Here is a 12180-nt window from a genome sequence, read left to right as displayed (position 1 = left end):
CGAAGATGATCACCCGACTGAGTGACGTCTGAAGCATGAAGAGGCCCCCGCCGGATCCCGGCGGGGGCCTCTTCATGGGGCTGGGGTTACTCCGCGGCTTCTTCCGCGCCTTCGCCCGTCTTGGTCTTCGTGTCCGCGGCCTTCGGCGCGCGGCCGTTGCGCGAGCTGCGACGCGGCTGGCGCGGCGCCGGGGGCGGCGGGGAGATCTGCTGCACCGCGGGGCCGCCGCCGAGCATCAGCTCCGCGAACGTCGCCATCGCCTCGTCGAGCTGGCCGCCGATGCGGCGGACGCTCTCGTCGTTGCTCTTGCGGACCAGCGTGTCGACCGAGTCGGTGTCCGGCTGCTTGGACAGCGTGCCCTCGACCTTCGACAGCCCGGCCTTGAGCGCGCCGTCGAGGTCGCCGATGCCGGAGAGGAAGCCGTCCTCCACCTTGTCGAGGCGGCCGGCCAGCTCGTCGAGGCGGGTGGTGACCGTCTCGAGCCGGTTGCCGAGCTTCTCCAGGCGGTCCGACGCGTCGATCATCTCGCCGGTCTCGGTCAGCGCGACCTTGAGCGCCTCGGTGTTCGCGCCGATCCGCTCGCCGGTGACGCGGTCCAGCTCGCCGATGCGCTCGTGCGTCGTGCGGCTCAGCTCGTCGACCTTGCCCCGCAGCTCGTGGTCGGCGTGGTCGACGCGGTCGCGCAGCGACGCCTCGGCCTGCTCGATCCGCTCCCGGACCGGGCCGTGCACCGACTGCGGGATCGAGTCGAGCTTCGCGTCCTGCTTGTCGAGGTGGCCACCGACCTCGTCGAGCCGGCGGTGGATGTTCTGGAGCTTGTCCTCGAGTCCGTCCATCCGGCCGCCGACGCCCTCGAGGCGCGCCGCCATGCCGTCGAGCCGGCCGTCGAGCTGCGCGAACGGCTTGGCCAGCTTGTCGACGATGCTCTCGACGGCGCGGGTCAGCGCGGCGATCGCGTTGTCCTGCGACTCGAGCCGGGACATCGTCTCGTCGAGGCGCTCGGCCAGGACGCTGACCTCGGTGCGGTCGGGCATCTCGGACAGCCGCTTGCGGACCGCGCCCAGCGAGTCCACCGGCGCGAGGCGGGCGTAGATGTCGTCGAGCGCGTCGAAGATCTGCTGCTGCTCGCTCTCACGCACTTCGGCCGCGCGCACCAGCATGTTGCGCATCCGGTCGAAGGACGGGGCGGCAATGTGGTTGTCAGTGGTCACTGCTGTGTGTCCTTCGTCGGCGGGGAAATGGAGGGACGTGCCACGAAGCTTAACGATTGCGAAATTGCTGTGCGTATGGCCCCCGTGAAGCGCGTATTACGGAGGCTGCCCCCGGATGGCCGATTCGTCGCATGATCGTCAACGCTGAGCGTTGACCCGAGCCTGAGAGTTACGGCCATGTAGGGGAATGACAACGAGGTTACCGTTGGGGGATGCCTGACGAAAGCCCTGTTCTGACCAGCGAGACACTCCGCCGCGCGCCGAAGGTCCTCCTGCACGACCACCTCGACGGCGGCCTCCGCCCGGCCACCGTCGCCGAGCTCGCCGACGCCACCGGTTATGCCGGTCTGCCCACCACCGATCCGGCCGAGCTGGGCAGCTGGTTCCGCCGTGCGGCCGATTCCGGCTCACTCGTGTCCTACCTCGAGACCTTCGCGCACACCTGCGGAGTGATGCAAACGGAGGAATCCCTGGTCAGGGTCGCCGCGGAGGCGGTGGAGGACCTGGCCGCCGACGGCGTCGTCTACGCCGAGGTGCGCTACGCACCGGAGTTGTTCGTCGAACGCGGTCTGTCACTCGATGCGGTGGTCGAGGCGGTCCAGGAGGGGTTCACGGAGGGCACACGGCGCGTGGCCGCGAACGGCGGCAGCATCCGCGTCGGGACGTTGCTCTGCGCGATGCGCCAGCACGCCCGGGCCCTCGAGATCGCGAACCTGGCCGTCCGCTACCGCGACGCCGGCGTCGTCGGCTTCGACATCGCCGGACCCGAAGACGGATTCCCGCCGACCCGCAATCTCGACGCTTTCGAATATTTGCGCCAGAACAATGCGCATTTCACCATTCACGCCGGCGAGGCGTTCGGACTTCCGTCCATTTGGGAGGCGATTCAGCACTGCGGGGCCGAGCGGCTCGGGCACGGCGTGCGGATCGTCGAGGACGTCAAGACCGACGCGGACGGGACGGTCCACCTTGGACGGTTGGCCGCGTATGTCCGCGACCGAAGGATCCCGCTGGAGATCTGCCCGACGTCGAACGTCCAAACAGGTACCGTGCGCTCGATCGCCGAGCACCCGCTGGCCCTGCTCAAGCGGCTGCGCTTCCGGGTGACCGTGAACACCGACAACCGGCTGATGAGCGGATGCACGATGACCAGCGAATTCGCCGCGCTGCACGAGACCTTCGGGTATGACCTCGACGACTTCCGGTGGTTCACGATCAACGCGATGAAATCCGCGTTCATCGATTTCGACGCCCGGCTCGCGCTGATCGACGACGTCATCAAGCCCGGGTACGCCGCGCTGAGCTGACCTCCCCGCCTCCGGACCGTGACCGCCCGCAAGGCGGTTGCGGTCCTTAGGTACGACAACTATCGTTCACTATGTAGGAAGTAGTTCTCAGAATTTGAGACGGTGAGCGAGATGGCGCAGGTCGCGGACGGTTCGGTCGAGCAGCTGCAGGCGAGTTCGCGACGGTGGCTCGTTCTCGCGCTCGGCCTCGCCGCGCAGACCGCGAGCTGTTCGTTCCTCTACGGCATCCCGTTCCTGGTCCCGGTCATGCGGGACGCCGAGGGGCTGACGCTGGCCCAGGCCGGCACGGTCGTCGCGGCGCCGAGCATCGGTCTGCTGTTCACCCTGATCGTGTGGGGCGCGGCTGCGGACCGTTACGGAGAGCGTCTGATCATGGCGCTCGGACTGGGTGCCTCGGGGTTACTCCTGGTGTACGCCGGGGTGGGAACTCACCCGGTCGGACTTCTCTTTGGTGTGTTCCTGGCCGCCGGAGCGTGTACGGCTTCGGTGAACGCGGCGAGCGGTCGCGTGGTCATGGGCTGGTTCGCGAAGTCCGAGCGCGGAGTCGCGATGGGCATCCGCCAGACGGCCCAGCCGCTCGGCGTCGGCGTCGCGGCGCTCGGGCTGCCGCCGTTGGCGGAGCACTTCGGGTTCCGCGCCGCCGTCCTGCTGCCGGCCGGGCTGGCGATCGTGGTCGCGCTGCTGGTGGCGTGGCTGGTGACGGACCCGCCCCGGCCCCCGCGGCCGGCATCGGGCGAAAAGCCGCCCTCGCCGTACCGGCACGCGACGCTGTGGCGGGTCCACGGCGCGAGCGCACTGCTGGTGGTGCCGCAGTTCGCGGTGTCGGCGTTCGCGCCGGCGTACCTGGTGGCGGTGCAGCACTGGAGCCCCCTGTCCGCGGGCTGGTTCCTCGCGGCGGTCCAGGTGCTGGGCGCGTTGGGCAGGCTCGGGTCGGGCTGGTGGTCGGACCGGGTGGGGAGCCGGCTGCGCCCGATGCGTCAGCTGGCGGTGCTGAGCTGCTTGGTGATGCTGCTGGTGGCTTTGGGGGACGTTTCGTGGCCCTGGCTGGTACTGCTGGCGCTGGCACTGGCGGGGATCATCACGGTGGCCGACAACGGCCTCGGCTTCACGGCCTCGGCGGAGCTGGCAGGCCTGGCGTGGTCGGGCCGCGCGATGGGGACGCAGAACACGGGCCAGAACATCGCGGCCTCGCTGACCCCGCCCCTGCTGGGCCTGGTGATCGGCGACAGCAGGTACGCACTGGCATTCTGCGTGGCGGCAGTCTTCCCGGCACTGGCGGTGCTGGTGGTCCCGACCCGAGCGGAGCACACCTCCCCGGACTGACACCGTGTCGTCCACCCAAGTACGCGTGTCGTCCGCCGGAGTACGCGTGTCGTCCCTTCAATCACGCGAGTCGACCTTCTGATCACGCGAGTCGACCCCTCCGGCACGGACCTGGATGGACGACACGCGTGCCGGAACGGACGACACGTGTGCCTGGACGGACGACACGCGTGTTTGGAGGGACGACACGCGTGATTGGGAGGTCGACACGACGAAGGCCGCCTCCCCAAGCTCGGGAGGCGGCCTTCGTGAGCCAAAAGATCAAGCCACCGTCAGGCGGTTCTCGAAACCCTCGACGAGCTTTCGCCAAGCGCTCTGCTCGGCGTCGAACGGGGCCGACGGCTCGAGGCGCGTCGGGTCGGGACGCAGGACGAACGACACCAGCCAGCCCAGGCTTTCGTTGCCCGCCAGTGCCGTCTCGGCCGAGTCGTCGCCCGCCCAGTCCGCCGCGTCCGTGATCAGCTCGACCGCCAGCTCCAGCTGCGTCGGGTCGATCGCCTCCGGGCCCTCCGCGATGTCCGCGTCCAGGCCCGTCAGGACGTACGTGTTCTCGGTGTCGACCTCGACCTCGAGCTCGCCCGCCGTCGCCTTCGCCAGGACCTCGTCCCACGTGGACACTTCGGCGAGGTCCGTGTCGGCCAGGTCCTTGCCGTCGGCCAGCGCACGGGCCAGGGCCTTCTCGGACGTGAACACGTCGATCTCGCCTTCGCTGCCGAGGAACACCGGCGCGTCGTCGAGGTAGCAGCGCAGCGTGTAGTACTCCGCGCCGGACGTGATGATCTTGATCGGGTCGATGCCGACCTCGGCCCAGAAGCCGACCGGGCCCTCTTCCTCGTCTTCGTCGTCCTCGTCGTCCGAGGAAATCGCCTCGAGATCCTCTTCGCCCTCGGCGCCGGCCTCGGCCTCCGCGGACTCCTCGTGGAACGCCGCCAGCTCCTCGGCCGTCTGCTCCAGGACCTTCTCGTCGACGTCCGGCGCGGTCACCAGGCCGTCGATCGCGTCGAGCACGGTGTCCCACTTCTGCGACACCGTCTCGGACAGGTCGTTCCAGACCTGGACGCCGACGCTCCCGGTGAACGGGAGGGTGCCCTGGTCGAGCAACGAGAAGCCCTCGGTCGAGTCGAGGATCTCGTGCACCTCTTCGAGGTCGCAGACGTCGGCCAGCGACCGCACGATGCCGACGATCTCGGCCAGCTCCGCGATGTGCCAGACGTCCGGCTCCTCGGCGACGAGCTCCGGCACGCCGACGAGGTCGTAGGTGTGGTCCTCGTCCGGGATCAGCTCCGGCACGTTCAGCGACGGCACGGCGTCCCACGCCGGGTGGTCGAGCAGGTCGTGGCGCTCGGACGTGCGGACGAAGGCGGCCAGGTGCGCGGCGTCCGGGAAGGCGTACAGGTCGTCCTCGTCGCCGAGGAACGCTTCCCACTCCTCGCCGTCCTCCCGCCAGCGCGGGGCCCACAGGGTGACGACGTCGCCCTGCGGCAGCCCGAGTTCGATCGGGATGATGTCCTGTGCCATTCCTAAGCCCTCCGGAGTACCGCCCGTGTGCGCGCGAGACCGAAAGTATCCCCCGGTCGGTGCGCGGTACCGCGAAGCCTACGGGTTTACCACGCGCGATGCGATCGCCCCTGCCGACTTTGCGACGAGCGGATGGCACGATGGACGCCTGATGACTCTCACAGACCTCCTGCCTGCGGATCCCGACCCCGACGCCCTCTTCGAAGCGTTCACGACCTGGACGGCCGAACGGGGCATCGAGCTGTACCCGGCGCAGGAGGAGGCGGTGATGGAGGTCGTCTCCGGATCGAACGTCATCCTCTCGACGCCGACCGGCTCCGGGAAGAGCCTCGTCGCCGTCGGCGCGCACTTCACCGCGCTCGCCCAGGGCCGCCGCAGCTACTACACCGCGCCCATCAAAGCCCTCGTGTCGGAGAAGTTCTTCCAGCTCATCGAGATCTTCGGCGCGGACAACGTCGGGATGATGACGGGCGACTCCAGCGTCAACCCGGACGCGCCGATCATCTGCTGCACGGCCGAAATCCTGGCGAACATCGCGTTGCGGTTCGGGGCCGACGCGCCCGTCGGGCAGGTCGTCGCCGACGAGTTCCACTTCTACTCCGAGCCCGACCGCGGCTGGGCGTGGCAGGTACCGATCCTGGAGCTGCCGAAGGCGCAGTTCGTCCTGATGTCGGCGACCCTGGGCGACGTGTCCTTCTTCGAAAAGGACCTCACCCGCCGCACCGGCAGGCCGACGGCCGTCGTCACGTCGGTGCAGCGCCCGGTGCCGCTGACCTTCCGGTACGCGCTGACGCCGCTGCACGAGACCATGTCCGAGCTGCTCAACGGCGGCCAGGCGCCGGTCTACGTCGTGCACTTCTCGCAGGCCGCGGCCATCGAGCGGGCGCAGACGCTGATGAGCATCAACGTCACGACCAAGGCCGAGAAGGAAGCCATCGCCGAGCTGATCGGCGACTTCCGGTTCGCCGCCGGCTTCGGCAAGACGCTCTCGCGGCTGGTCCGCCACGGCATCGGCGTCCACCACGCCGGCATGCTGCCGAAGTACCGGCGATTGGTCGAGACCTTGGCCCAGTCCGGGCTGCTCAAGGTGATCTGCGGGACGGACACCCTCGGCGTCGGCATCAACGTACCGATCAGGACAGTGGTCTTCTCCGCGCTGACGAAGTACGACGGCGTCCGGCAGCGTCACCTCAAGGCACGGGAGTTCCACCAGATCGCCGGCCGGGCCGGGCGCGCGGGCTACGACACCGACGGCTACGTCGTCGTGCAGGCGCCCGACCACGTCGTCGAGAACGCGAAGGCCCTCGAGAAGGCGGGCGACGACCCGAAGAAGAAAAAGAAGATCGTCCGGAAGAAGGCGCCGGAGGGCTTCGTCAACTGGACCGAGAGCACGTTCGACCGGCTCATCGCGGCCGAACCCGAGCCGCTGACGTCCAGCTTCAAGGTGACGCACTCGATGCTGCTCAACGTGATCTCGCGGCCGGGCAACGCGTTCGCCTCGATGCGCCACCTCCTGGAGGACAACCACGAGGACCGGGCGTCGCAGCGCAAGCTCATCCTGCGCGCCATCGCGATCTACCGCGCGCTGCTCGCCGCCGGCGTCGTCGAGCGGCTGCCCGAACCGGACGAGCAGGGCCGGATCATCCGGCTCACCGTCGACCTGCAGTTCGACTTCGCGCTCAACCAGCCGCTTTCGCCGTTCGCGCTGGCCGCGATCGACCTGTTCGACCTGGAGTCGCCGAGCTACCCGCTCGACGTCGTGTCCACTGTGGAAGCCACTGTGGACAATCCGCGGCCCGTGCTGTCGCAGCAGCAGTTCAAGGCGCGCGGCGAGGCAGTGAACGCCATGAAGGCCGAGGGCATCGAGTACGACGAGCGGATGGAGCTGCTCGAGAACGTCTCGTACCCGAAGCCGCTGGAGGAGCTGCTGCAGGGCGCGTTCCACAGCTACCGGCAGGGCCACCCGTGGGTCGACGACTACGAGCTTTCGCCGAAGTCCGTGGTGCGCGACATGTACGAGCGCGCGATGAACTTCGTCGAGTACATCGGCTTCTACCAGCTCGCCCGGTCGGAAGGCCTGGTGCTGCGCTACCTCGCGGACGTCTACGACGCGCTGCGCCACACCGTGCCGGACGAGGCGAAGACCGAGCCGCTGCAGGACCTCATCGAGTGGCTCGGCGAGCTCGTCCGGCAGGTCGACTCCAGCCTCCTCGACGAGTGGGAAGCGCTACGCCACCCGGGCGAAGAGGGTCAGGTGGAGGTGCGGCAGCCGGCCGTTCCGGCGGGGGTCACGCGCAACGAACGCGCGTTCCGGGTGCTGGTGCGCAACGAGCTGTTCCGCCGGGTCGAGCTGTTCGGACGGCGGGCGTGGAACGTCCTGGGCGAGCTGGACGCGGCGTCCGGCTGGGACGCCGAGGCGTGGCAGGACGCGATCGAGGGCTACTTCGAGGAGTACGAGACGCTCGGCACCGGCCCGGACGCGCGCGGCCCGGCACTGATCATCATCGAGCAGGAGCCGGACGTCTGGAAGGTGCGCCAGATCTTCGACGACCCGGCGGGCGACCACGACTGGGGCATCAGCGCGGAGGTCGACCTGGCCGCGTCCGACGAAGCCGGGTCGGCGGTGGTCCACGTGACCGAAGTGGGCGCCCACTAGCCGTTGCGATTCACTGACTGCTCAGTCATCGTGATCACATGGTGGCGACAGTGCGGGAGCACCGGATCGGCGACGTGCGCTGGACGATCGTCAGCGGGCCCCGGGAAGCCGCTTTCCGGGAGCTGGGCGCCTACGCCGCCGCGGACATCCGGACCGTCCTCGACGGACTGCCGGACTGGCCGGTCACCGCGCGTTCGCGACGGTCGCCGGTGCTGTTCCGGGCCGTCGAATCGGCGTCGCAGGTCGAGCACCCGGACGCCTACGCCGAGCTGACGGCGCTGGCCGAGGGCGCCGGGGTGCCGTTCGACGACCTGCTGCTGGCCAACCTGCGCGGCGACCTCGGCGCGGGCGACGGCACGGGGTGCACGGACCTCGCGTGGGCCGGCACGCCGTCGCTGCTCGGCCACAACGAGGACGGCGCCCCGGTGTTCGACGGGATCGGGCGCCTGCTGACGCTGCTGATCGACGGCGAGCGCGGCGTGTGCGTCTGGTGGTACCCGGGCTTCCTGCCGGCCAACACGGTCACGCTCACCACGCACGGCCTGGTGTGGGGGATCGACAGCGTGAGCGTGGCGACGCCTCCGCCGTGCGCCGGACGGCACTTCGTCGCGCGCACCGCCCAGCGCGCCACTTCGGTGGCGGAAGCGGTGTCCATACTGCGTTCCCACGCGTCGGCGGGCGGGTTCGCGTACACGATGGGCCAGGTCGGCTCGCCCGCCGTGACGGTGGTCGAGAAGGCTGGGGACGAGACCGCCGTGACCACTGTGGGCAGTGGGCTTTCCTGGCACACCAACCACTTCCGCCGGCTCTCGCCGCATTGGGACGTCGCGCCGGAGGAGAGCCTGGCGAGGGCCGAGGTGTGCGCGCACCTGGCCCCGCTCGCGCCGGACGCGAAGTGGCTGGTCTCGACGCTGACCACCGACGTCCGCCGCGACGCCGCCGGCGGCGACCCGCTGATGACGTTGAGCACCGTGGTGACGGACCTGGCCGACGGCACGGTGACGGTGGTTCCCCGCGGCGGGGCGCCGCTGCGCGCCCGGGTGGCGGACCTGGCGTCCGGCGACGTGGACGCAGCGGGTGAGCTCAACGGCGCAATCGTCGCCGGGTAGCGCTGTCCCGGCGTTACCGTGGAGGCTCGCCGAACCTGGGAGGGACCATGCGGAACCTGAAGCGCGTGCTGGCCGGGATCTTCGCCGCGGGAGTGCTGGCCCTGGTGGTCGCGCCCGCCGCGACGGCGGCGACGGCGATCGAGTACGCGACCGACGCCACCGCCATCGAGTACGGCCTCTGACGTTCAGCCGGCGGGCGCGAGGATCGCCTGCGCGTCTTCGCCGGCGAACCACAGGCCGATGACGAACGCCGCCGTCGCTTCCAGCAGCGCGGCGCGGTCCAGGCCGCCACCGTCGACCGGCGCGCAGCCGACGTCGCGGACCAGCGTGCGGACCGCGTCGAGGGCCGCCGGGTCGTCGCCGCAGAGGGGGACCGTGAGGGTCCTCGGCGGGTTCCGCCAGACGTCGACGTGGGCGAGGTTGAACGCCTTGACCACGTGCGCTTCCGGGGCGGCGGCCGCGATCCGCGAGGCCACCGGCGTGCCGGGCGGGAGGTCGTCGGGCGTGCCGGGCTGGTTGGTGCAGTCCACCAGGACCTTGCCGGTCAACGAGCCCGCCTCGGCGAGGACCTCGAAGACCGCGTCGGCGGGTAGGGCGAGCAGCAGCACTTCGGCCTGCGACGCCACTTCGCGCCAGGTTCCGCTTCGCGCGCCCAACTGCTTCGCCAGCGCGTCGGGGCTGCGGCCGCTCACCAGCAGCTCATGGCCGGCGCGCGCCCAGTGCGTGCCGAGCGCGTCCGCCATCCCGCCCGTGCCGAAGATCCCGATCCGCATGCGTCCTCCTTGTGCTTGGCTGGTACCAGCACGACGGTAGGAACCCCGGCAGGAACCGAAAGGTAACCATGGACTTTCTCGCCGACTGCCGGACGCGGCTCGCGTTCGACCTGGTCGCCAACACGTGGAACCCGGTGGTGCTCTGGGCCTTGCGCCACGGCCCGCGTCGGCACGTCGACCTCCGGCGCAAGATCGGCGGGATCAGCGCGAAGGTGCTCACGGAAACCGTGCGGCGCCTGGAATCCGACGGTCTCGTCGAGCGGCGTTCCGGTGCGTACGCGCTCACGCCGTTGGGTTCGACGTTGCTCGAGCCGATCGAGGGCTTCGGACGCTGGGCCGCGGAGCACGGCGACGACGTCGTCGCCGCTCAAGACCGAGCAGCACGGCCAGCGTGACCAGCGACAACGCGGGCAGCGGGTAGCCGAGCAGGATCCCGGCGACGGCGTCGACCGCGGGCGCGACGATCCCGGCGACGAACACCCAGGTCGGCGCGGTCGGCGGCTTCTCCTTGGGGGACCACGGCGTCTTCTTCCCCGGCTTCGCGATCGACAGCCAGGCCTGGAACGACAGCGCGCTCGCCATCAGAGAAGCCCCGGCGATCTGCGGCCAGGCGACGGTGCCGGTGTGCGCGGAGTCGCGCAGCGCGGGGGAGAGCAGGAAGATTCCGGCGTAGAGCTGGATGAACGTCAGGGCGAACTTCGTCAGCACCCACCAATGCCGGAAGTAGCCCCACGCGGTGGCGCCGGCGAGCAGCAAGCCGGTGAACGCGGAGACGTTCGCCATCGGCGCGAGCAGGACGGAGTCGAGCCGGTCGGCCATCGTGGGCGCGCCCGACGCCATCAGCACGACGAGCGCGAGGGCCTGGCTCATCCAGGCGACGGACGAAACGACGTGCAGCCAGACGACGGCTTGGCGCCAGCGAGGGGAAGTCTTCACGTCGTCCAGGCTCGCCGAGCGGTGACGGCGGCACATCGGGCGCGACCCGGGTTTCGCCCCGGAGCCCGCGACCCGCGCTCTGCACCCACCGGAGTACGCCGCCACGGGGCCGGTACTCCCGCGGGAGTAGGGCCGGAACCCGGAACTCGCGTGATCGGACGGGCATCACGCGTGTCTGGAGGGGCATCACACGTGATTAGAGGGGCATCACGCGTGATTGAAGGGTCGACACGGCGGCGCGGGGGCCGGGTGGCGTGTCGGCTCCCTGATCACGCGTGTCGACCTCTGGATCACGCGTGTCGACCCTTCGATCACTTGCGGGGTGGGTTTTTGGCGGCCAGGGCGAGGAGGGGGACTGCGGCCGCCGCGTCCGTGATCAGGGTGGTGACCATGCCGGACCGCAGGACCGCGTCCACCGCCGCCGCTTTCGGCCGGCTGTAGCCCAGCGCGATCACCTCCGGCACCGCCGTCAGCTCTTCGTGGCTGATCGCCAGCACGTGGTGGGCCAGGCCCGTCGACAACGCGTTGCCGGAAGCGTCGAACAGGCGCGCCGCGACCTCCGCCGTTGCTCCTCGGGCCGCGATGGCCGCGCGCTCGGCTTCGTCCAGCGCGTCGTACACCGTCGACTCGCCCGGCTGCCACGCGCCGATGCTGACCACCGCCTTGGTCAGGTTCCGGAACTGCCCGAACGTCTCCGCGATGCCCGGCTGGCGCCGCAACGTCTCGGTGGTCCGCCGGTCCGGCAGCACCAGCGGCCCGAAGATCGGGTACGCGTCGCCGCCGGACACCGACGTCACGCGGCTGACCGTCTCCACCGAGCGGCCGCGCATGTCCATCCCGGCCTGCACCCCGCACAGCTGGACGATCGGGCACCGCGGCAGCGCCCGGATCGCCTCGGTCATCGCGTTCACCGACCGCGCCCACGACAGCCCGACGACGTCGCTGGGCCGGACGATCTCCTCCAGCAGCCGCGCGGCCAGTGTCCCGATCTTGGCCCGGACGACCTCTCGCGGCTCGCGCTCGGTTGAGCGTTCGAGCACGAGTGCCTGCTGCAGGCCGTAGGCCGAACGCACCTCGTCCGACAGCGCCAGGTCCACCGGCGCCGGCAGCGAGAACTCCACCCTGACCAGCCCGGAGTCCCTGGCCGTGTCGAGCATGCGCGCCACCTTGAACCGGCTGACGCCGAACTCGTCGGCGATCTCCAGCTTGGACCGTCCCTGCACGTAGAAGCGCCGGGCGACGGTGGCGAGCAGCATCGCTTCCGAGAGCGAGGCGCCCTTGCGAGAAGCGCTCATCTGAGCACTATAGCCCGAAATCTGCCCGAAAGGTTGACGTAACACCGAGGTC

Annotated in this window: 11 protein-coding genes; 6 read left to right on the top strand and 5 right to left on the bottom strand. The window is 70.1% G+C overall.

All coding sequences use genetic code 11. The annotated features are described in order from the left end of the window. Positions 1–86 precede the first annotated feature (86 nt). Positions 87–1211: a PA containing protein gene (locus ABZ342_RS21180; protein WP_155549015.1), complete on the bottom strand. Its 1125-nt coding sequence runs from the start codon at positions 1209–1211 to the stop codon at positions 87–89. 212 nt (positions 1212–1423) lie between these two features. Between ABZ342_RS21180 and ABZ342_RS21175 the strand changes: the two genes are divergently transcribed. Beyond that, positions 1424–2518, top strand: coding sequence for an adenosine deaminase (locus tag ABZ342_RS21175; RefSeq protein WP_155549016.1), 1095 nt, complete (start codon positions 1424–1426; stop codon positions 2516–2518). A 111-nt stretch (positions 2519–2629) separates the two neighbouring features. After that, on the top strand, positions 2630–3841 hold the full coding sequence (locus ABZ342_RS21170) for an MFS transporter (protein ID WP_360475761.1): 1212 nt from the start codon (positions 2630–2632) through the stop codon (positions 3839–3841). Positions 3842–4102: 261 nt separating this feature from the next. Here the strand turns inward: ABZ342_RS21170 and ABZ342_RS21165 are convergent, their stop codons facing one another. Beyond that, the gene (locus tag ABZ342_RS21165) at positions 4103–5359 is read right to left on the bottom strand and encodes a primosomal protein (RefSeq protein ID WP_155549017.1); all 1257 of its coding nucleotides are present in this window, start codon (positions 5357–5359) and stop codon (positions 4103–4105) included. 151 nt (positions 5360–5510) lie between these two features. Between ABZ342_RS21165 and ABZ342_RS21160 the strand changes: the two genes are divergently transcribed. Genes ABZ342_RS21160 through ABZ342_RS21150 form a run of 3 tightly spaced genes read left to right on the top strand, consistent with a single transcriptional unit; the run spans position 5511 to position 9306 of the window. Beyond that, positions 5511–8015: a DEAD/DEAH box helicase gene (locus tag ABZ342_RS21160; RefSeq protein ID WP_155549018.1), complete on the top strand. Its 2505-nt coding sequence runs from the start codon at positions 5511–5513 to the stop codon at positions 8013–8015. Positions 8016–8053: 38 nt separating this feature from the next. Next, positions 8054–9124, top strand: coding sequence for a C45 family peptidase (locus tag ABZ342_RS21155; RefSeq protein ID WP_360475505.1), 1071 nt, complete (start codon positions 8054–8056; stop codon positions 9122–9124). A gap of 47 nt (positions 9125–9171) precedes the next feature. Continuing rightward, on the top strand, positions 9172–9306 hold the full coding sequence (locus tag ABZ342_RS21150; protein WP_360475503.1) for a hypothetical protein: 135 nt from the start codon (positions 9172–9174) through the stop codon (positions 9304–9306). Positions 9307–9309: 3 nt separating this feature from the next. Here the strand turns inward: ABZ342_RS21150 and ABZ342_RS21145 are convergent, their stop codons facing one another. Continuing rightward, the gene (locus ABZ342_RS21145; RefSeq protein WP_360475500.1) at positions 9310–9897 is read right to left on the bottom strand and encodes an NAD(P)-binding domain-containing protein; all 588 of its coding nucleotides are present in this window, start codon (positions 9895–9897) and stop codon (positions 9310–9312) included. A gap of 68 nt (positions 9898–9965) precedes the next feature. Between ABZ342_RS21145 and ABZ342_RS21140 the strand changes: the two genes are divergently transcribed. Next, on the top strand, positions 9966–10292 hold the full coding sequence (locus tag ABZ342_RS21140) for a helix-turn-helix domain-containing protein (RefSeq protein WP_360475498.1): 327 nt from the start codon (positions 9966–9968) through the stop codon (positions 10290–10292). On the opposite strand, the gene ABZ342_RS21135 is transcribed toward ABZ342_RS21140, so the two are convergent. Continuing rightward, on the bottom strand, positions 10180–10833 hold the full coding sequence (locus ABZ342_RS21135) for a hypothetical protein (RefSeq protein ID WP_360475495.1): 654 nt from the start codon (positions 10831–10833) through the stop codon (positions 10180–10182). The two genes, ABZ342_RS21140 and ABZ342_RS21135, sit on opposite strands and share 113 nt — an antisense overlap. Before the next feature lie 311 nt (positions 10834–11144). Continuing rightward, the gene (locus tag ABZ342_RS21130) at positions 11145–12128 is read right to left on the bottom strand and encodes a sugar-binding domain-containing protein (RefSeq protein WP_360475492.1); all 984 of its coding nucleotides are present in this window, start codon (positions 12126–12128) and stop codon (positions 11145–11147) included. Positions 12129–12180 lie beyond the last annotated feature (52 nt).

Origin of the sequence: Amycolatopsis sp. NPDC005961, from assembly GCF_040629235.1 — a bacterium.
GTDB classification, from domain to species: domain Bacteria; phylum Actinomycetota; class Actinomycetes; order Mycobacteriales; family Pseudonocardiaceae; genus Amycolatopsis; species Amycolatopsis camponoti.
The sequence above is the reverse complement of the archived record's forward strand: the minus strand, read 5'-3'. Positions and strand labels throughout refer to the sequence as shown.

Excerpts from the sequence above, each read along its gene's own strand:
- ABZ342_RS21175 (WP_155549016.1), top strand. The coding sequence starts at position 1,424 with ATGCCTGACGAAAGCCCTGTTCTGACCAGCGAGACACTCCGCCGCGCG.
- ABZ342_RS21170 (WP_360475761.1), top strand. The coding sequence starts at position 2,630 with ATGGCGCAGGTCGCGGACGGTTCGGTCGAGCAGCTGCAGGCGAGTTCG.
- ABZ342_RS21165 (WP_155549017.1), bottom strand. The coding sequence starts at position 5,359 with ATGGCACAGGACATCATCCCGATCGAACTCGGGCTGCCGCAGGGCGAC.
- ABZ342_RS21160 (WP_155549018.1), top strand. The coding sequence starts at position 5,511 with ATGACTCTCACAGACCTCCTGCCTGCGGATCCCGACCCCGACGCCCTC.
- ABZ342_RS21155 (WP_360475505.1), top strand. The coding sequence starts at position 8,054 with ATGGTGGCGACAGTGCGGGAGCACCGGATCGGCGACGTGCGCTGGACG.
- ABZ342_RS21150 (WP_360475503.1), top strand. The coding sequence starts at position 9,172 with ATGCGGAACCTGAAGCGCGTGCTGGCCGGGATCTTCGCCGCGGGAGTG.
- ABZ342_RS21145 (WP_360475500.1), bottom strand. The coding sequence starts at position 9,897 with ATGCGGATCGGGATCTTCGGCACGGGCGGGATGGCGGACGCGCTCGGC.
- ABZ342_RS21140 (WP_360475498.1), top strand. The coding sequence starts at position 9,966 with ATGGACTTTCTCGCCGACTGCCGGACGCGGCTCGCGTTCGACCTGGTC.
- ABZ342_RS21130 (WP_360475492.1), bottom strand. The coding sequence starts at position 12,128 with ATGAGCGCTTCTCGCAAGGGCGCCTCGCTCTCGGAAGCGATGCTGCTC.